The following is a 21,477-nucleotide window of genomic DNA, read 5'->3' on the forward strand; positions in this document are numbered from 1 at the left end:
AAAAAACCTGTGGAATATCAAGACTCCACAGGTTTTCTCTCAACTTACAAAGAAGCAGATTTACTGCTTCATGATTCTTTTTATATAGACTTTATTGCCCACCATTACCCGCAGCACATACATGCCTTGCTGGAGGCTGGCAATGCCTTGATTGATGGCAGTTTGTACTTCGTTTATTTTACCACGGTGTTGCAATATTCTTTTGCCTTGTGCGGTATATAATGCAACATATACAGGCAATTGGGTGGTACTCTTGCCACCAAAATCAAGCGTAAGCTCGTTGGTAAATGGATTGGGGTATACCCTCAAGGTTTGCAGGTCTACACCTTGTACAAACTTCACCGGACTGTAGCTAAACTTGCCGTCATTGTCTAGTTGTTTGAGGCGATAGTACGCCGAACGATTTGCTTGAACATCGGTAAACTGGTAGTTGCGTTTTTCGTTACTGTTGCCCGCTCCATCTACAAAGCCCAAAATTTTAAAGTCGATGCCATTCTCACTTTTTTGTACTTCAAAGCCAGCATTATTGTGTTCACTAAGGGTTTGCCAACGCACCAATACGCGCTGATTATCTTCACGCACTGCATCAAAGCTACTCAAAGTAACGGGTAAGCCACTGGTTCCACCATTCACGGTGGCAGGCATTACCTGACTAAACGCGGTAAAGGCAGGGCTGAAAGCAGTAAAAGTAATGACTCCAGTAGAAGCGTTGGCAGTGGTGGCACCTCCCATAAACACCCAAGGGTCGCTACTGCCCGCACTAGACGCACGCTTGTATAACCCAATGTTGCTGGGGTTGGTTTGGTCAGCTACTGATACCGTATTGCCACCAGGAATGGTAAACTCAATTTGGGCAAGCTGGGTAAAGCTACTGTTGGCGCCGTAGTTGCGCACAATCCAATAAGCGCTTGGGTAAGTTGTTACATCGGTAGGCACATTGGTAGGGGTATCTACTCCATCGAGCTGGGTCACTACTACATCGCCTTGGGGCAATACGCCTGCGGCAAAATTGATAGCTACTCCAGTATTGGCAAACACTTGATTGCCCGATGTAGTAATGTTATTGGTGACACTGCGCCCTTTGCCTACCGGACAGTCAGAAGTAGTGCGAGTGACGCCATTTTGCAAAGTACCATTATTGCCACCTATAGCATCTATAGCATTACCGCTGTTAGCGTTGAACTGGTAATAAGCCACAATGCCGTTTTCTGAACCTTCTAAAGTAAGGTGCATGTACTCCCTCAATTGAGTTTCTGTACGGGTAACATTCCAAAACCTTACTTCTTCTATTTTTCCAGAAAAATAGTTGCCAGCACCATTATCTGAGCCAATAAAGGTGCCCGTAGTAGGCACAGCAGGCAAGGCGGTAGAACCTAAGATTTCTTCTTTTCCATTAACGTATAGTTTGAGGTTGGCACCATCGCCTACCAACGCTACATGGTACCAGGTATTGGCAACAATGGTAGTGGTAGTATTGCTTACTTTAGCTCCGTTTATCCTAGGCACCACATGGGTACCGTCAAATACCAATCCGTAACCATTGCTGCTTCCTGTGGCACCGTTGTAAAACAAAGTGCGGTCGCCTGCTCCGGCTCCATCCCATTGAAACCACATTTCTACAGTAAAGTTGGTATTGGCATTGGTTACCAACGAGGCAGTAGATACATAATGATTGGTACCATTGCAACTCAAATATGTGCCTTTTTCGGCGCTGGTAGTCGCTCCTTTCCATTGTCCCAGACTAATGTATTTGGTAGTGCCACCAAAATCAATATTGTTGAAAGTAACCACATTGCTGGCAAACTCGTTGGCAATGACTATGGTAGCATTTGAAAAGTCAGTACCATCATCGTCTATCAAGAGGGCAAACTCTCCGGCAGTGGTAGCGGTAAAATTACTGAATTGACTAATGTCAAATTTTACCTGAGTGGCTCCTACCCCTCCATCTTGTATTTGCCATACTCTAGGAATACGCCCATCTACCCCTGCATTAGGCACACCCGCATCTACCTTATTGGCAGTATAATCGGTCAACCCATTGTTGTGCCCCCAAACCATAAATTGCTTATCAGCCGAGAAAATATTGGTATTGTTGAGGTTGTCACTTGCCACCGTGCCCACACCTATAGTAAGGGCTGCTCCTGAGTTGATGCTCTTAGACTGCTTTTGGTTCAGCGCTGAAGCATCATCTCGCCCTATGCCTGCAATGTTGTTCAAATAAGCAGCTCCTACAGTAGCATCCCACATTTTGGTGGTGCCATCAGAGGCTAGATAATCGCCCGCTTTGGTAATGCCATACTTAAGCCCTAAGTAAGATTCTATTTTCTGTTGGTTGGTAGCCGAATGTGCCGAGCTATACATAATCAACTCGCCCAAGTCACCATCTAACCCTAAGCTATTGTTGGCTCGCGACCCTACATACAAGGTTTGGGTATCGTCGGTTGCCGCAGTATGCGACGAGGTAGTGCCATTGGCAGCTCCATTGGTGTAAAAAGTAGCATTGGGTACATTGACAATAAAAGTACCTATAGAAGGAGTAGTAGTAATGGGCGAAGGTGCGGTAATCAAAGACTCGTTGTTCCAGACTTGGTTTTGAGTTTTTAATGTAAACCGTTCAGCAGTACCAAACCCATGTTCAAACACCAAACCTTCGGCACTATTGGTATTATACACCCCATAAGTACTTACTGTGGTATTGGTTCGTAAGCTTAAACCTGCTACGCTTGCCCTAAGCAAGCGGTTGGTGTTGCCAGAGAAGTTAACTACTGGGTTAAAGTTTAAGCCGTTGGAAGCATCTGTCAACGTAGGTGTGCCTACTACAGCATCTAGGTGCAACCCATTGCCGCTTTGGTCAGCCCATTCGGTTACATCAGCAATATTTACTGTAACCCCCACATCTGCTTTTACCCAAAAAGTAAGGTTAGTCGTTACCCCACCAGGGGCAGCCTGTAGACCTGTGCCTTTGATGGCAAAATCATATACTCCTTCGTCGCAATCACTATTGTTGATCGTCACGGTAGTACCAATGTCGGCCGTGGCAGCACTTGGCGCAAAAGTGACTTCAAACGTGGTAGAGCTACCCGATGCTACACTAATAGGGAAACTAAGCGTACCCAAGGTATAATCGGTTGAACCGGCAAGTATAATACTGGTAATGTTTAGTGTGGCGGCTCCTGTATTCTGGATGGTGTAAGTCACAGTTTTGCCAGTGCCTACATATACACTCCCAAACTCGGTGTTGTCTCCTGCATCGGGCACGCCATCGCCATCGGTTATAGTAGTCAAAGGGCTACCTCCTTGTACATTGACTTCGGGCTGATTAGCAGGGGTAGTTCCACTTACATTGTTGCCCGAACCATCTACCCAGTTAGAGGTTTGTCCACTATTAACGCTGCCGTCTAACCCCGCAAAGTTGGTCAGGGTTCCTGTATTATTATTAGTGCTTATATCAGGTAAGGTAGTAAGCCCAGTATTGTTGCCAGCGGCGGTTCCGTGGTTAAAGTTATAATAAGCTACTAAACCTGTTTCGGTTCCCGTAAGCTCTACGCCCTTGTAGGCATTGATTTCGGCACAAGTGCGCACGGTGCTCCAAATACGCACTTCGTCTATTTTTCCAGTGAAAAAATATCCTCCACCTTCAGGTTCGTGTCCTATGTTCAACGCACTAGCGGCTGCTCCTGTAAAAGTATCAGCATAGGCAAAGCTACCATCTACATATACACTAATAGTGGTACCACTACGAGTAACTGCCACATGATGCCAGTTACCATCAAAAGCATTATTACTATTTGCATTTGTTTTATAATCACCATCTTGAATACCAAACTCAGTATTCCCGTTATTTTTGCCAATAAAAAACTGTTGGTTGACACTGGCAATAATAGGCTGAAAATTAGCTCCTGTAGTTCCTTCATATTGAATCCAGGCTTCCATAGTAAAATCACCTGCTGGTAGGTTCAAACCAGTTGCCACATAATCGGTTGTCCCGTTAAAACTCAACGCGTTGTTGATTTTGGTAAACCCAGCTACATAGTTAGAGGTGGTGCCTTCGTTCAAACTTGTAGAAGGTGTGCCCGTTTCAAAGCCAGTAGTGCTAATATCAGCACTATTGTTGCCGTTAAGACTGGCATCTAGCACAGTAAGTTCGGTAGTGTTATTGCCTCCTGCTGTACCTTGGTTAAAGTTGTAATAAGCTACCAGATTGGCTTCGGTTCCTACTAGCTCATTGTTCATCTGGGCAACGATTTCGTCTTGAGTGCGCACATCGTTCCAAACACGTACTTCATCTATCAATCCATCATAATTTCCAGTCGCTCCCCCTGCCATAAACAAAGCCGTAGCATTGGCAATGTTGGCAGTACCACCTGTATAGGTTCCCGCCAATTGTCCATTTTTATACAAACGCCAGTCAGTACCATCGTGAACCAAAGCTATATGCACCCATTGCCCTGCCAAAATAGTAGTAGAAAGATTGTCGCCTCCGTTTACATTTACATTGAGGGTTCCTGAAGCATCTTTAAAATCTATAAAAGGGCTGGCTCCTGCCAAAGCATTGTTCCAATGTAAAATATTGTTGGTACCCAACACTCCAGGATTTAACCACATCTCTACAGTCACATTAGTTAGCCCTGTTCCATCCAAACTAGCCGTTACATGGTCATCTACCCCATCAAAATCTAAAGCATTGGTATTGCCCGAAGCACCAGTACCCCGTACTTGAAAAGTATAAGCTGCTTCGTCGCAATCGTTGCTATTGATGGTGATGGTAGAGGTGTGCATACCCGACATGGTAGGCGCATAAGTAATGGTAAAAGTGGTATTGTTGCCCCCCGTAAGGTTGCTCAAAGTAGATACTGTAAAGTTGGCATCTGAGCTAGTGACTGAACTCATCGTCAAAGTACCTGTGCCTGTGTTTTGTAAAGTAAAAGTTTGTGATACATTGCTACCAATGGCTGTAAAAGGAAAAAAGGTGTTGAGGGTGGTATTAATAGTGGTGCTTCCCGTCAATACATCATTGCCGTTGGCTTTTACATTTATTTCAGGTTGCAGGTTGGGGCTATTGCCACTTACATTGTTACCTGAGCCGTCTACCCAGTTGCTAGTAGCTCCCGAAAGGGCAAAAGTATTCAAAGTACCATTGTTGGTATTGGTACTTAAATCAGGTAAGGTAGTAATGCCCGTATTGGTGCCTCCAGCCGTTCCATAGTTAAAATTGTAATAGGTTACTAAACCTGTTTCATTCCCCTTAAGTTCTACATCTTTAGTTTCTTTGATTTGGGCACAAGTGCGGGTTACATTCCAGATACGTACTTCGTCTATTTGCCCAGTAAAGAAGTTACCTGTTGCTCCATTGGCTCCCAAACGCAAAGTTTCTGCGTTGGATGCATCTAACAAAGTGGTACCAGTAGCAGTGGTACCTGCTTCTCCATTTATATAAATAATGACAGTCCCAGTAGCAGGATCATAACTTGCGGCTATGTGAGTCCAAGTAGCAGGAAAAGCCGCCGTATGAGTTACAGTAGCCGTTCCTCCTCCTCCATTATCTACAGTAAAAATAAAATTAGTTCCATCGTGAATAAGATCATAACCCTGCCCAGTGTTACGTTTACTTATCAAGGTTTGCGTACCCGCACCTGCATTTTTCGCCCAAAGCTCTATAGTAAAAGCCTGGTTGTTAAAATCAAGAGAAGCATTGTCAGCCACTTCTACATAATCACTCCCTCCATCAAAATCCAACGCACTGTTCACTGCGGTAAAACCCGCCACAAAGTTAGAGGTAGTACCCGTTTTGGCGAAACCATTCAAAGTTCCGTTGAGGTTGTTGGTAGTAGCATCAAACACTGTAGTAAGTGCGGTGTTGTTGCCATTGGCTATGCCTTCGTTGAGCGGGTAATACGCCACCAGGTTGGCTTCGTTCCCTGCAACAGGGTTGTTCATATTGAGCGAAATTTCTTTTTGGGTACGGATGTCGTTCCATACTCGCGCCTCGTCTATTTGCCCTTGAAACTCACTGGCTACACCTTCATTAGTTCCCATACGAAAGGCAAATGCATTGCTTAAGTCCCCAGCAGAGTTATCACTGGCTTTGGCTACTTCTACCCCGTTTATATACAATTTGATATTGTCTGTGCCAGTGGTGGGGTCATAGCTTGCGGCTATGTGGGTCCAGCTTGTCTGAAAGGTGGCATTATGTGATAATTGCACCGTATTAGCCGATCCGTCTTGTACAGTAAATACAAAGTTAGTTCCGTCGTGAACCAGGTCATACCCTTGCCCACCGTTTCGTTTGCTGACAAGTATTTGGGTGCCTGCCCCTGCGTTTTTTGCCCAAAGCTCAAGGGTAAACGCTTGACTGTTAAAATCAAGAATGGCATTATCTGGCACATCTACATAATCACCAGTCCCATCAAAGTCAAGCGCATTATTGGTTTGTGCCCACCCCTGAAAGCCAACCAAGGTAATCAAGCAAAGTAAGGTGAATAAAAACTGCCAGACGGCAGCTTTGGGTTTGTTTCGATCAATAGTTTGAAGCAAGCCTGCATACTGCAGCCTTTGAGTAGTTGTTATTTTCATTTCTATAGTTGTATAAGTTGAGGTGTCATAGTCCGACAAAATCAGCAAAGCCGATCAATCGCACAATGTTAGTTTCAGAATGTTTTTTAGCAAAACAAAGTATTGCTTCTACCAAAATACAAATACAAGGGATTAATTAAAACTTTACTCTAATAAATATCGGCAAAATACCACGTAAGTTTATACAACAATTATTACAATTAACTTTATCGCGTAATTTTACTTACATAAGTAATAAGGAGGGGTTAGTTTGTGATAAGCACATAAGAGCGGTAAGCCTTGGAAAACAATGCATATTGGTGCAATACACCATCAACTACAGGTAGGGCTTGATCATAGTAGGTGTCTGTTGATGAGTTATATCTGAACACGACTTTAGTAATCGCACAAACAAAATATTATAACCTAACCCCCATCACCAAAATATCATCACGTTGGGTAGTGTCGGCCATGTGGGTTTGTAAAAAACTTTGCAGGTCTTCTTTTTGGGCATCTCTGTTTTTGGGAGCAATGCTTTGCAATAATTCTTTGAATTTATCGGTCCCAACTTTTTTCCGACCTCTGTTATTTTGGTCTGCAAACCCATCCGTAGTCAGATAAATAACACTCTCTTGGTCAAGCACCAGTTCGTGTTGAGTAAACAACAAGTTATTACGGTGAAAACCACCAATAGATCGTCTACAGCCCTTTATCTCTTGCAGATGGGTTTCGCCTGCAGCAATATAGTACAATGGGCGTTTGGCACCCGCAAAAACTATAGATACCTGCCCGTTTTCCAACGGAGTTAACGTCAGAAAAATAATATCCATCCCCTGTTGGTTCATTTCATTGTTGCCCTGCAACGATTTTTGTAAATCTACATGGCAACGGTTCAAGATGTCAGCAGGGTTGTCTAGTTTTTCCATCATTACCAGTTTGTCCAACATCATATAGCTCACCATAGACATAAGCGCGCCTGGTACTCCGTGTCCGGTACAATCAGCCACCGCCAAAAACACCCGGTTGTCGCGGTAGGCTACCCAGTAAAAGTCACCTGAGACGATGTCTTTAGGTTGGTACAACACAAAATAATCAGACAACAAGGCTTGCAAACGTTGCTCGTGCGGCAATATGCCATTCTGAATCACTTGAGCGGTTTGTATACTTGCTGCCACTTCTTTATTTTTTCGTTCCAGTTCTGTATTTTTGTTCTCTATAAAGCGTTGTTGCGTCAATATTTGCTCTTGCTGCTGTCTCAGTTCCTCGTTTTTATTGGCAAGCTCAGCACCTTTTTGCTTTAACAGTTGATTGCTTTTTTGCTGGAGTTGATAGCGGCTGTAAATAAAAAACGCAATGATCAATATTGCCAATACTGCTATGACAGAGGCATTGCGTTGCCATACCTGTCGATTAATCTCCAACTGTTTTTTGGCAATTTCCAGCTCTTTCAATTCTTTTTCTTTGGTCAATAACAATACATTTTTATCGTTACCACTTTCTGTTTGGGCTATTTGCCAAATCAAGTCGGTTACACCCTCTCCAAAGTACTTTTTAATCAAACGATTGACCAAAGGCTTAAACTCTGGGGAAGCAAAAAAGGCATTGATTGGCTCATCCCAATCACTTTTCAGAGGCAATACGATGGCCATTCCTATTTTATTGATTTGAAAAAGGTTTTGTCGTTTTACTTTGATATTGTCTTGTAGGGCAGTAAAATAGGTAGTCAATTGTACATAGGCAATACAGTGATCGTTTTGAGACACCACTAAGGGGGTGTCTTCAAAATGCTCTATATTTTTGTATTGGAGGTTAGAAAAATAAGGGGCTATTCGCTGAATGTGTTTCACATCGGTACTATTGGGCACTTGTACTACAGTCAAGCTATCAAAACTGGCGTTTATGTCGTTGGTGTCGGCTAATATAGGAAGGTTATTGCTTGAAATCACAATAGAAATATCGGGCATGTAGATCGGACTAAACTGTACTTCTTTTCTGCGGGCACTGGTCACCGAAAAAGAAGAAGCGGCAAAGGTTCCCGATGCTCCATTTTTTACCTGACTGTATACCTCACCAAAGCTGTTTTGTAAAGCAAAGTTGAGTTGGATTTTTACCCCATATTCTTTACCGACAAATTTTACAAAGTAACGTAAAAGTTCTGCCTCCAGCCCGGTAACCTGTTGATTTTTGGTATAAATAAAGGGGGCAAAATTGATATGATACACTGTAATGTCTGCCTTTTTGGTCTTTTTGGCTTTGCGCCAGGAAGTTTGCGCTGCTAAGCCTATTCCCACTAATAGCATTAGGGTGGTTAAATACCACTTCAAACCAAAGTACCTTGTTAAAATCATCTCAATATTATTTTATGTGAATATAAAACTCACCCATAGCCAGAAAGACAGACAGACTTTGAACAAAAAATTCAGTGGTTGATTTGCCCAAAATGTTGCAAGTATCGATTATCCCAGGCGTTTTTGCATCAAAGCACTCTCACCAACCTTTTTGTGCTCAAGCCACCACAAAAAAAGACACATAGTAGTCGTACCCAAAATGGCTCCAAAATAGGTATCTACAAAAAAGTGCTGCAGCAAATATACCCGCGATATAGCCGCACATACTGCCAGACAAAAAAACAATGCTTTGAGGTAAGAAGACCGCACTATAAAAGCAAAAGCAAGAAAAACCGCAAAAGCAGTAGTGGTGTGCCCCGACGGAAAGCTATTGCAGCAACTTAAATGTTCAAATTCATACCCACTGACAAAGTTAAGGGAAGGGTCGTTGCCAAAGAACGACTTGGGGCGCCCGGCATTGGCGTAAATAGTACGTTTGAATAACTGAGCAACCAAACCGCTCAATAAGGGTAATAAAGCTAACAGAGCATAATAAAACCGGACAAAAAGCAAAATCCCTCCCATGATCAAGCAGAAGGTGCCATCACCCAAAAAAGTGACATATTTAAAAAACACATCGCCCAATGGGGTATGTCTTTGGTTGAGCCATAGCTCTAGTTCTCCTTTTTGGTGGTTTAACAAAAGGATGCCTCCTACCACAAGGTAGAAGGTTAGTAAAATAAAAAATATGGAGTTTTGACGGATAATTTGGCGCATTGTCTTAAAATTTGATGCAAAAATAGAGAAATTTGCCAATAACTCACTTTAAAACAATGCTTTCATGAATCACTCTATCGATGACATCAGCAACTTGGTACGATTGCTTAACAGCGAAAGTACAGAAAACTTTCAACTGGCGATTCAAATTGCCAAAGGAATGGACTTACCCAAGACATTTTACAAAGGGCTTACCAAAACCAAATATTCATGCTGGCTGTGTTTAAACGAAGAGTTGATGGCGCCTTTGCAAGAAATGACCACACTGGACTTCTCATTTATGGGCATCAAAAACTTGCCCGCTCAATTGGGGCAGCTCAAGCAGTTGCAAACCCTAAAACTAGACTATCACCGTTTAAGTCAACTACCTGAAGTAGTGACCCAACTTACGAGTCTCGAAACCCTGGAGCTTTTTTATGGTATGTTGCATTCATTGCCCGCTAGTTTAGCACAATTGACTCAGCTTAAGCACCTCGACCTTAGACAAAACCGCCTGATGACCCTGCCCGAAGTGCTCTGGCAAATGCCTCAGCTCAAAACTATTCAACTTACGGGCAATTTGCTCACTGTAGAACAAATACAAGCCTTGAAAGAGGCATTACCTCAGACTAAAATAATGTATTAAGTTTTACTCTAACGGTGAGAGCCAGCCAAACAAACGACTACTTGTCGCTAATAGCTTGAACCTTATTTTCGCTACACTACCAACAAGTTACAGCCCCGAATATCGCTGTTGTCTAAGCGCCCCAATACCTGAAAGGTGCGATCGCCAGTGACTTTACCCAAGTCTTGGGTGGCTATAAAAGCACACGAATCTACATTGGCAAGGTCTATTATATTGATGGCTCCATAACGCAGATTGTTGTCTATATACAAAGGGTCGTTTACATCGCGTAATAGTATGCGCATGGTGGTGGGCATGTCAAACTCTTCGTGCCCGCTAGAGTAAGCTTGCGACAACAGTTCGGTCATACCATACTCTGAGTGCACTGTTGCTACCCCAAAGCGCTCCTTTAATACTTGGTGTACTTCCGATCGCAACATTTCTTTGCGTCGCCCTTTCATTCCTCCGGTTTCCATGAGTATTACCTCCGACAAATCCAGCGTGTGCGCTTCGGCAAGGTCTAACAAGGCAAAAGTAACTCCTATCAAAAGTATTTTACGCTGGCTATTTGCCTTCAAATGCTTTAGTTTATCTACCAATGCTTGGGTGTTGTGTAGAAAAAAGTCCGATTCGGGCGATTGACTTTGCTCAATGAAATGCTGCACCATATATACCAACGAAGAGTTGTTGCGTTCGAGGTAAGAGGGCAACAAAGCAAGGACCTGAAAGTCAGTCAATGCCCCGTATTTTTGCTCAAATAGTTGTTGGCTTACCTTTCGGTAAAACTCTAAATCTAACACATGATGCTTGCTGGTGGTTTGCATAGTGGTAGCACTACTTTCAAACGTCTTTTGAATAATAGATTGGCTATTGCCACTAATGATTTGATGCGATTTGAACAACTCAACGGGCAAAAAAGGAATATCTGCCAAGCGTTTTACTTGAGCAGGTTTTACCGATAAATAACCCACGTATTCTTTGTACACGGCATTGTGTGCTACCTGATAATGAAATAATTCAGTAGCATATTGCTCAAAATCAGCGTCCTGTAGTTGTAAAATATTATTTTTAAAGCTTTCGCTGAACTTCATAAACTTGGAAATAGGTTTCAAGTAGTAAAATAATTGTATTATTGTGTTTGTTTTAGTGCAGTCAGTAGATTTTTAATAAAATAGCGTTTTATACCTGCCAGGTTTCCAAAACCTGGCAGGTATAGGCAAGTAGGTTTTTAAAATACTTGATGCAAATATTAAATTTCAATTGTCTATGCTATTACAAATACCCAAGTATACCACTCAGGTATAAAACTGCCAGAGGATTTCATTATAATTTTCATACAAATGAAAAAAACAAGTTATATTTTTTTGAGTGTTTGGTGTATGTATTTAGCCTGGGCAATGACAGGCTGTATTTCTAAGCCCAAATTTAGCCTAAGCCCTGACATAGACTTTGACAAAATAGAGGTAATCAGAACTACTGATCAATTGGGCAACCCGTCTGACTCCATTTCTATTACCATCAAGTTTACCGATGGCGATGGCGACTTGGGTGCCTTGTCTAATAATGAAGGGGATAATTTTTTTGCCAGCATTTACCTCAGAAGAAATGGTCAGTTTGTCAAATTTGAACAGCCTAGTTCAAGCCTTACATTTAATGGTAGGTTTGATGACTTAAGCGGAGGCTCTACAGGACCTATTCAAGGTACATTGCAATATAGTTTTCCTGGTATTCGGGTAGCTAGTTACACAGAACTAGGGATTCCGAAAAACGATATTTGGAAGTTTCAAATCTATATACAAGACCGGGCAGGTAATACAAGCGACACCATCTTTACTGACTCTGTCACAGTAAATATCGACTAATTTAAACCCTCTTTTATGCTTTTTTTCTACTTCGTATTACTTAGGAATGGTACCAAAATAAATACGCATTCTTAACCTCATCTTTTGAGGCTATACTTTGTTAAAAAATAGCCGAATAGCGATGCTATTAGCAGACCATCCCTCAAGCTCGCTCAATATCCACTGGATATTGCCGTGCCGCGTATAGCAACAAAATATTTTAGCGTTACTATAGAAATTTATTTTTACACCATTCCTTAGGAGCAACTGATTCAACTGTTTATTATTTGGGTCGCTTTCTGTTTTTTAGGCGGGCAATCAATGCCTTTATATCTTGCCACTCTATTGCTACCAACAACACCAAATAGCCTGCAAACAAGCCTTGATGCAACAAAAAATTCATCAAGGCACTTCCCAGGTTTACAAACTGTACGCCAAACACCAACACCGCTGCCAACCCTACATGCACCAAGGCTGATTTTACCTGATAGGGTACATAAAAGTGTTTTTGACCAATGAGGTAAGAAGCCACTGTCATACCCATATATACCACCAGCAAAGCCACTGCCGATCCCATATACCCCATGACCGGAATCAACAAGTAATTAAGCAATAATGAAAGCAATGCCCCTCCGGTTACCAACCAAGTGCCATAAAATGTTTTATCGGTGAGCTTAAACCATATTGACAGATTGGTGTATACTCCCAAAAATAAGTACCCCAACAACATAAAAGGCACTGCGCCGATGGCTTCGCGGTACACTGGTTTGCGTAAAAGCAGTACTATAATATCTAAGTTGAGCCCAATACCCACCATAAACACAGCACCCGTAATGATGAAATATTTCATCACCCTGGCAAACAACTCTGGTGCTTTTTTGTCTTCTGCCCTGGAAAAAAAGAAAGGGTCAGCAGCGTATTTAAACGCTTGGATGCCTAAGTTCATAAAAATGGCAAGTTTACCACAAGCCCGGTAAATACCCACCACTGCTTCGTTGCTTTTGCCATAATAGTAACCTTCCGGCAAATAGTATTTCAACATAATGGTGTCGAGCAGCTGACTGGCAATGCCCGCAATGCCCATAAACATTAACGGGTAAGAATAGATAAACATGGGGCGAAACTGCGCCCAATTTAAGCGAAAGCGAAACCTAAGAAAAGAACGGTAAAGCAACAGAAGTACCAGGGCGTTTGCCACCAGGTTTGACAAAATAATGTAGCCAATGCCCATGTCGGGGTTGTAAACACGGGCAACCAATGCTTGGTATTGGGTCAAAAACTTGCCTTCGTAGATGTTTTTACAGAAGTACAGAAAAAACAAATTGCACCCAATATTTACAAATATGTTGATGAGCTTGGTCACGGCAAACTGCTTTGCTTTATTTTCTAACCGCAAACGAGCATAAGGAATAATCAATACCGCATCTACAGCTATGATAATGGCCAGCCATACAATGAGGTGGGAGCTTTCGGGGTGCCCCAAACTACGGGCTATAGGTTGGGCACACACAATAAGTAAAGCAGAAAAAATAGTGCTGGTCACCAATATATAAGACAAAGCCGTGTTATATACCTCTTGTGGGTCGTTTTCTGCTTTGGCAGCATACCTAAAAAACGTGGTTTCCATGCCATAAGCATACAACACGTTTAGAAAAGCAACATACACATACAACTCACTCTGAAAACCATAGTCAGCAGCAGGCAATACAGCGGTATACAAAGGCACCAGCAAAAAGTTGAGCATTCTACCCACAATACTGCTCATCCCATATAACACGGTTTCGCCCGCCAATTTCTTAAGTACGCTCATAAACTTTATTTGTCAAACGATGTGGTTGCAAACATAAAAAAATCCCTCTTTTATTAATTAAAATAAAGAGGGATTGCTCAAAAGTATTTTATATCAGGTCACAATATCACTGGTTTATTGTGAACAATTTCAAATTATTTGTAGCTAATGGCTTGTAGTCGCTTATTCGCCTTTAAAATCGGGCTTTCGTTTTTGCAAGAAAGCTTCCATTCCTTCGTGAAAGTCTTCTGTACCAGCCGATTGTCCAAAATACCGGGCTTCTTTCAAATACCCTCTTTCGTCACTGCTGTATACTTCGTTTACCGATTTGATCACCATAGCAATTGCTAAAGGCCCTGAGCCAGAAATTTTAGTCAAAATCTCCCGGCTTTTGTTCATCAGCTCTTCGTGAGTAGTTACCATGTGGTTTACCAAACCAAGGTCTTTTGCTTCTTTTGCCGATAACATGTCGCCTGTCATGATCAACTCAAGTGTTTTAGACTTCCCTATGCTTTGGGTAAGACGTTGGGTTCCCCCAAAACCTGGCAATGTACCCAGCTTTACCTCAGGTAAACCAAACTTGGCTGCTTCTACAGCAATACGCATATGACAAGCAAGCGCCAACTCACAACCTCCTCCTAATGCATAGCCGTTAACAGCCGCAATGATTGGTTTTGTACAGTTCTCGATAATGGCAAATACGTCTTGTCCATTTTGCGAGTAGCGTTTAGCGCCTACCTCGTCCAATTTGGCGAGCTCGGCAATATCAGCTCCAGCAGCAAAGGCTTTAGTACCTTCACCTGTAATAATTACCGACAGAATATCACTGTTGGTATTTACCTCCTTCATTGCTTTACGCAAATCCTCGATCGTATCATAGTTCAAGGCGTTTAGTTTAGAGCCACGACGGATAGTAATGGTGGCAATACCATCGGATATTTCTATATCCAGGTTTTTAAGTTCTGTATTGCTAATAGTAATCATTATATACTCACATTAGTTTTCGAGTCCAAAATAGCAAAAAGTAGGCGTATGTTTACATATAAGTACTTTATTTCAGGTTTTTGTTGAAATGTTACAACAAAAAAACAAATAAGTAATAACGAATATACAGCAATGAATATTTGCTAAAAACACTAAAATAAAAACTTAGTTCAATGCATTTTTTAGATACACAAAAAAAGATTGGGAAAAGAGGATAGTTTAATACTTAAACAAAAAGAGTAGTTGATTTGAAAAAACACCTGAGAGCAGAGAAAATTAAATTGTTATTTGATAAATCTGTTGTATTGATAAGAGTAGATTTGAACAAAGCCAAACTATTCATTTAAAAAAACTACCTTTTGTGACTGCTCTGCCCTTCAGGTGATATTTAGATAGATTTCTGCAACACAAATGTAAGGGGTATTTGACAAAGGTGTATGTCATAAATTAACACCAAGGTAGATAATTGGTAGATTTAATTACAATTGATAAACGTAAGGGCAATCTTTTATGATTGCCCTCTTCGCGGGGAGTTATATTTTTTGTTGCCTTGGTTAATGTGGAATAATTGATTGGTTTTCCTCAAACCTGACAGGATTCTATGACAATGCTAAAAATTCTGTCAGGTTTGAGGAAGAGTGATACAAGCCAAAAGCTTGCAACAAGACTGAGTAATTAGTACTGTTTTAATACTTCAAACTCGTCATAACCCAAACGCCACTTACCTTGCGCTTTTACCCACTTTTCCTGATAAATTTTACCTTCACCTATATTCATAGACCAATGTGCGGCTAGTTTTATCACACCTGGGGTTACTGCCTCTGCCTTCAGCTGATGGTAAATAAGGTTACGCGCTCCATCTTTGACAAGCTTGGCCCAAAAGCTCTGAATAGCTGCCTGATGATGTACACTGGCAAAAGGTGCTCCGTTGAGGGTAGCACTTTGTGCATACATATTGGCGCAGGTAGTTGCTTTTTGTTGATTAAAACTTTTCACCCATTGCATAGAAGTTTGAATTACCCCCTCTAAAGCCTGATGACTTGCCACCGAATGAAGTGGGTAATTAATGGGCTTTGGGTATTTTTTCAATACCTCAAAATCGTCATACATCAGGTACCATACACCTTGCTCTTTTACCCACTTTTCCTGATAAATTTTGCCCTCGCCTATATTCATGCGCCAATTGGCTGACAACAACGCTGTATTTTTATTGACAACCTCTATAGTTACTTGGGTATACTCCAGCTGAGAGGCTCCCTGAGCAATCAACGACGACCAAAAAGCAGTAATTGAAGCCTGCCCTTGTTTTACCCCAAAAGGCATTGCCCTCATCGTTGCATTTTTATGGTGATAAGCTTGGCCACATTGTGCTGCTTTGCCTTGGTTAAATGCATTGATCCAGCTTTTGCTGGCTTGCAATACTTCCAGTGCTACCTGGTGGTGTGCTACTGGAGAGTGATGAGTGTAGCGTTGTTTATTTTGCCCCAAGGCAACACTCCACCCAGTGATAATCAACGCAATAACTAATAAGCTTGTTTGAGATGTCTGTTTCATCGGTATTATTTGGTTTATTTATTTGATGAAACAAAATTAAGGTAGAGTAGTAATACATACCTGTGACTTTTGGCACAAGTGGTCAAAAAAATAAATACGAAGTGGTCGCTAAATACATCTTATTATTATAAAATCTATTTATAGTAGCCTTATCTAAGGACTTGTGGCTAACTGCTTGCTACTGTTTAGCTTGAATAAATAATCTGAATAGACTTTTGCCCCAGGCGTATTCGTTGTTGCTTTTCCAATTTTTTGAGCAATCGCGATACAACTTCACGGGTGGTACCCAACTCGTTGGCTATTTGCTGGTGCGACATAAGTACTACATTGTTTGTTGAAGGGCAAGCATTATTGGTAAGGTACTCCCACAACCTTTCGTTAAGGGTTTTAAACGCCAACATTGAGTAACTTTCCATCAATACCTGATAACTATGCCTGAACGTATCAATGGTGAAGTGGTTCCAGGAAGGATATTGATGACACCAATCTGTAACATACCTTACCGGAATATTGAGTACTTGTGCCTGGTTACTTTCTACAATGGCAGATACGGTGCTTTGGCAGTCGCCAAAACAAGCCGATAAAGAAAGGGTACAGGTTTCCATTTGAGAGAGGTAGTAGATCAAAATCTCCCGATCTTCGGATTCCTGAAAAACCCGTACCCTTCCCTGCAACAAAATTTTAAGCACTTTGATATATTCTCCTGTTTTTATTAGGCGCTCTTGAGCCACATGCGCTGTTACAAAACCATGTTTTTCAATGGCTTGCCTAAGCGCAGGTTCACGTATACCCATTTGCTGATAAAACGGTTCCAGTGCTTTCATTCAACAAAGGTAACTTTAGTCAAGGTGTGTCTGAATGTGCCCAACAATTTCGGTCAGTTCTTCGGGGGTAAAAGAAAGCTTGTCAGTAAACTGCAAGTCAGCCATATTGTTGGAAGGAATAAGGTGAATATGTGCATGAGGCACTTCAAATCCGGCCACTACCACACTGATACGCTCACAAGGGAAAGCTTTTTTAATCGCAGTAGCTATTTTTTTGGCAAAAAGATGCAGCCCAGTCAGGGTTTCATCGTCCAGGTCGTAAATATAGTCAACCTCTTTTTTGGGAACCACCAAGGTATGTCCTTTTGCCACCGGAAATATATCTAAAAAAGCATAATAATCTTCAGTTTCGGCTACTTTGTGGCTTGGAATGTCACCAGATATAATTTTAGAAAATATAGTGGACATAATTATTTATTGAAATTGAGTGAATGAATGATAATAAATAGCAAATCACTACCTCAATGGCAAGTTTAGCATGTTTTGCCATTGATGCAAAGCTGCGAGCAAAATACAATAAAAATTGATGATTATTGGAAGTATGCCAGATAAGACCTGGTAGTATACGGTTTAATTATGCATTCATTCACCCAGAGCTATGTGCTCTCACAGAATTTCTTAACGGGTAATTTCAAGTATTTCGAAATCGGTTTTGCCTGCTGGAGTATGTACTTCGGCCACTTCACCTACTTTTTTACCTAGTAACCCTTTGCCCACGGGCGATTGTACAGAAATTTTACCTTCTTTGAGGTTGGCTTCTTCTTCTGAAACAAGGGTGTATGTCAATACTTTTTTAAGCTTTTGGTGCTTTATCTTTACCGTTGACAAGATAGATACCTTTGAAGTATCAATATTTGACTCGTCTATAATGCGAGCATTGGCAACCGTGTCTTCCAGTTTGGCAATTTTTAACTCTAACAAACCTTGAGCATCTTTGGCTGCATCATATTCTGCATTCTCACTCAAATCACCTTTATCACGAGCTTCTGCTATTTGATGTGCCATGTCTGCACGCCCTTTGGTTTTTAGGTGCTGAAGCTCATCCTTAAGCTTTTTCAACCCTTCTTTTGTATAATAAGATACTTTAGCCATTTTTTTTACTATTTTTTATCAAAAATATTTTTGTTTTTTAGTGCTATGCCAAGACTAAACCAGTGGATGTTGCGAATAGTTTTGCAATACTTTTTTATTGCAAAAACAGGCCTCACTTACACCTCACCTATTTTAACATCTTGATTTGCAGCACCATTTAGCAATAATGTACCCATACTTCAGCGATGAATATAAGCATTGTCATGTAACCTGTAACTGCTCTGTTGAGCTTTGTGTAGTCATGATTGCCTTGTTAGTAAACCTATAAAGAATAACCTGCTCCATTCCACCATGTCGAGTTGATCAAGGTAAATAGTTGAATCAACCAATGTCAGGTCAAGCTTTGTTTCATAGCATACCACTGTTTACTCATAGCATTGTATAATTTGTAAACTTGACAAACAAGAGCTTGGTCTGTTTGGAAAACTTTATTTTTTATAAGGTTACTTCACTATGGATAACAAAAAAAGAACGGTAAAAGAGCCGTTCTAAATTGCTATAGAAAAATATTTCTATTTAATGAAAATTATATCTTGTATGGAAAGACTAGATACGTATTTTTTTGTTGAATGTTTTGAAAAAAAAATCCCCTTTCGTAGTAAAAGAGGCTTGTTACAAATTTAGCTTTAAATTATGATACCAACAATTTTTATACTCTAAAAATTACATATTATCCATATTCATACATATTTCGTCGAAAAAATGCAACACCTGTTTATACGATTAAGTATAGGTTGATAATGACCACTATTTGGCTAAATAAACCTTTTATGAATAAAAAACTACTTTTTTTATCTATTCCTTTGGCGTTGGTTTTTATACTACAAACAAGCACTTATGCGCACGATCCTTACATACGCATAAAAAAGGGTGAAAATTTATTTTTTCACAAAATCAACTTCAAAATCGACCATACCAAGCCACATATTAAGGTCACTATTGCAAACCTGTTGGGACAAACCGTCAAAGAATCTAAAATATTACGAAGCCTCTCCTTTGTTCCTACAGCATCGCTCCTGCCAGGTTATTATATTCTAAAAATATCATCGGGAGCATACACCACTACCCAACGCATGGTGGTTACTAAACTTTAAGTTTTTTACGTTTTGCCCACCATTGATGGAAACTGAAGCTAAGCGGAATGTGTAACAGATAGGCCATAAATGGTAAAAAACCTACTTTATAACGTGATAAACTACCCAAATTGGGCGAAGCAATGGCAAGTAATACTGCCAGCAAAGTAATGTAAGTAAGTGTGCCCACCAGCAAAAGCCCCAGCTTAGGGTGTTGCTTTATATCAATAGAGCGACATTTGTCCTTGATAAGAAAAACCACTGCATAACATAACAACCCCATCAACCATAAGTTTTCTACCCCTGCCAATAGCTTTACTTTGTTGTTGGCTTCCCATATAAAAGGGCGAAACAGTCCCGAAACAAAGGCAAGTGGAGTATTGTATAATAAACTACTGGGCGCAGAAGTAATATTGAAGTAGCCCCCGCCGATTCTGGTATAATGGATGACATCGTCAGGATTTGAGAAATTAAAACTGGCGTTGTGGTTGAGTACCAACACATGCATAAACTGAGACAAGTGTAACTTGGGGTGTAACATGCTTGCCAACCATAACAAACCTGCCAAAAAAACCACAAACAACCACAGCTTATTGTGTGCCTGAGCAGTGTCTGTAGCCATTGGCCATAGTTTTCTGGTGGCTAACTGTGCCAATGCTATGCTTAACATCACAGGAACCAAACCTCCCATATAGTAAAACTTAAGTTGCCACAGCCAGGCAATACCCACCCACCATAAAAGACTACTTTTGAGCCAAAATGCATAAGACTGCCGGGTAGAAGGTAAAAAAGCTTGCAAAAACTGATGTACCATCCAACCTATCACACCAATGGCAAGGCTTTCTTTTTGTAATCCACTGCTCCAGAACACCACTGAAGGAAACAGTAAAAATGCGGCAATTGCTGCCCAACGAGTAGAGGGAAATTGCTTGGTCAAAGTATTGGCAAGCTGCCACAACCCACAAAATGAAAATAAAGATAAATAAAAAGAGGTAAGCCAATAGCTGGTACCTGTGAACAAGTGCAACACACTGACGAGCTTGACAACAAAAAGATAGCGGGGCTGCTCCCACATATTGGGATAAGACAAGTGCGGAATGTGGTAATACTCATTAAACAGCAACAAACGAAGGTATGATAAGGGGTTTTGCCACGCCACCTGACTTAACTCTGTAGCACTATAATGCATGTTCCAAGAGTCGCCCCCATAGCCATAATAACGTTGAAAAAATAACCCAACGGCAATGCCAGTCAATATTTTGAGACACACTCCTGGTACAATCCAGGCACGTAGAGGGGATTGTTGGTTATTTTGTTTCCACACTACTACCAATAGTGTAATGAATATACAATGAATACTAAAAAAGAGGATACCCGGCATATAACAATGAAGTGAGTAAACAACAGAATACCGAAAGTAGGGGGTAGATCAATCAATTCAAAACAATGGTATCAGAAAACACAGGGAAGTAAATGCTCATGGAGGTGGGTGTACATGTGGAACTATGCAACCCAAGCCGATTCAGGAACAAAAAGAAAGGAATAAATAGGGGTAGTATTATTAAAAAATAACGGGTAATTTAGATACCTGAAGCAATTTCAGTACGCAAGTGAACATCTGCGTTTTAAGAGGCACGACCCAATAATTTTTTAGTGGTTTTGTTTAAGTGACGGATCGTCGCTTCGTCAATTACATCGGGGTGCGTGTTTTCAAGACGATCTTCGTGCAGTAAGTTGTTTTTAGAGTCATAAAACTTAATGATGGTATAGTCTACATCCTCAAGATTGGGCTCTATTACCCAAAACACGTGTCCTTGTCTTGTGCTTTTCTTTACAGCAACAGCAAATACTGTCATAAAAGCGTTTGTCAGATTTTTGATGGTCTTTTCCATGGCTATTTTTATTTAGTTATAGTGTTGAAAAATATTGTAAGCAATTTTGATGAACTTGTTTATAACTATTAGTAGATTGTATAATAAAAATATTACAGTGTCTACTACTTTTTTTTGTTTATATGGTATTGTTGTTTATTTAAGAGACTCAAAAAAAATGTCGTTGGT

Annotated in this window: 15 protein-coding genes; 3 read left to right on the forward strand and 12 right to left on the reverse strand. The window is 40.9% G+C overall.

The window, feature by feature from the left end:
• Positions 1-60: 60 nt before the first annotated feature.
• From Q0954_RS10745 to Q0954_RS10755, 3 genes are all read right to left on the reverse strand, one after another.
• On the reverse strand, positions 61-6,573 hold the full coding sequence (locus Q0954_RS10745) for a LamG-like jellyroll fold domain-containing protein (protein WP_299456679.1): 6,513 nt from the start codon (positions 6,571-6,573) through the stop codon (positions 61-63).
• Positions 6,574-6,971: 398 nt separating this feature from the next.
• The gene (locus Q0954_RS10750) at positions 6,972-8,900 is read right to left on the reverse strand and encodes a SpoIIE family protein phosphatase (RefSeq protein ID WP_299456681.1); all 1,929 of its coding nucleotides are present in this window, start codon (positions 8,898-8,900) and stop codon (positions 6,972-6,974) included.
• Between the two features lie 108 nt (positions 8,901-9,008).
• Entirely contained in the window at positions 9,009-9,656 is a 648-nt protein-coding gene (locus tag Q0954_RS10755) for a phosphatase PAP2 family protein (protein ID WP_299456683.1), read from the reverse strand.
• Between the two features lie 64 nt (positions 9,657-9,720).
• On the opposite strand from Q0954_RS10755, the gene Q0954_RS10760 reads away from it, so the two are divergent.
• The gene (locus Q0954_RS10760) at positions 9,721-10,281 is read left to right on the forward strand and encodes a leucine-rich repeat domain-containing protein (protein WP_299456685.1); all 561 of its coding nucleotides are present in this window, start codon (positions 9,721-9,723) and stop codon (positions 10,279-10,281) included.
• 71 nt (positions 10,282-10,352) lie between these two features.
• On the opposite strand, the gene Q0954_RS10765 is transcribed toward Q0954_RS10760, so the two are convergent.
• Positions 10,353-11,351: an acyl transferase gene (locus Q0954_RS10765; RefSeq protein WP_299456687.1), complete on the reverse strand. Its 999-nt coding sequence runs from the start codon at positions 11,349-11,351 to the stop codon at positions 10,353-10,355.
• Positions 11,352-11,600: 249 nt separating this feature from the next.
• Here Q0954_RS10765 and Q0954_RS10770 point away from each other — a divergent pair, with 249 nt between their 5' ends.
• Entirely contained in the window at positions 11,601-12,122 is a 522-nt protein-coding gene (locus tag Q0954_RS10770) for a hypothetical protein (protein WP_299456689.1), read from the forward strand.
• Between the two features lie 262 nt (positions 12,123-12,384).
• Here Q0954_RS10770 and Q0954_RS10775 read toward each other — a convergent pair whose 3' ends face one another.
• From Q0954_RS10775 to greA, 6 genes are all read right to left on the reverse strand, one after another.
• Positions 12,385-13,911: an oligosaccharide flippase family protein gene (locus Q0954_RS10775; protein WP_299456691.1), complete on the reverse strand. Its 1,527-nt coding sequence runs from the start codon at positions 13,909-13,911 to the stop codon at positions 12,385-12,387.
• Between the two features lie 162 nt (positions 13,912-14,073).
• A complete protein-coding gene (locus Q0954_RS10780; RefSeq protein WP_157558579.1) occupies positions 14,074-14,874 on the reverse strand; it encodes an enoyl-CoA hydratase-related protein in 801 nt (266 codons plus the stop codon).
• A 675-nt stretch (positions 14,875-15,549) separates the two neighbouring features.
• On the reverse strand, positions 15,550-16,428 hold the full coding sequence (locus tag Q0954_RS10785) for a hypothetical protein (RefSeq protein ID WP_299456699.1): 879 nt from the start codon (positions 16,426-16,428) through the stop codon (positions 15,550-15,552).
• Between the two features lie 185 nt (positions 16,429-16,613).
• The gene (locus tag Q0954_RS10790; protein ID WP_299456701.1) at positions 16,614-17,252 is read right to left on the reverse strand and encodes a Crp/Fnr family transcriptional regulator; all 639 of its coding nucleotides are present in this window, start codon (positions 17,250-17,252) and stop codon (positions 16,614-16,616) included.
• 15 nt (positions 17,253-17,267) lie between these two features.
• Positions 17,268-17,660, reverse strand: a complete 393-nt coding sequence (locus Q0954_RS10795; RefSeq protein ID WP_299456703.1) for an HIT family protein — start codon at positions 17,658-17,660, stop codon at positions 17,268-17,270.
• Between the two features lie 210 nt (positions 17,661-17,870).
• Positions 17,871-18,344 carry a transcription elongation factor GreA gene (greA, locus tag Q0954_RS10800; RefSeq protein ID WP_299456705.1) on the reverse strand — a complete coding sequence of 158 codons (474 nt, stop codon included), beginning with the start codon at positions 18,342-18,344 and terminating at the stop codon, positions 17,871-17,873.
• Positions 18,345-19,114: 770 nt separating this feature from the next.
• On the opposite strand from greA, the gene Q0954_RS10805 reads away from it, so the two are divergent.
• The gene (locus tag Q0954_RS10805; protein WP_299456707.1) at positions 19,115-19,438 is read left to right on the forward strand and encodes a T9SS type A sorting domain-containing protein; all 324 of its coding nucleotides are present in this window, start codon (positions 19,115-19,117) and stop codon (positions 19,436-19,438) included.
• On the opposite strand, the gene Q0954_RS10810 is transcribed toward Q0954_RS10805, so the two are convergent.
• Together Q0954_RS10810 and Q0954_RS10815 are read right to left on the reverse strand one after the other, a co-directional pair.
• Positions 19,428-20,798 carry a hypothetical protein gene (locus Q0954_RS10810; protein WP_299456709.1) on the reverse strand — a complete coding sequence of 457 codons (1,371 nt, stop codon included), beginning with the start codon at positions 20,796-20,798 and terminating at the stop codon, positions 19,428-19,430. The genes Q0954_RS10805 and Q0954_RS10810 overlap by 11 nt on opposite strands.
• Before the next feature lie 244 nt (positions 20,799-21,042).
• A complete protein-coding gene (locus tag Q0954_RS10815) occupies positions 21,043-21,309 on the reverse strand; it encodes a hypothetical protein (RefSeq protein WP_002699627.1) in 267 nt (88 codons plus the stop codon).
• Positions 21,310-21,477: the final 168 nt, after the last annotated feature.

Source organism: uncultured Microscilla sp., from assembly GCF_947493425.1.
Taxonomy (GTDB): domain Bacteria; phylum Bacteroidota; class Bacteroidia; order Cytophagales; family Microscillaceae; genus Microscilla.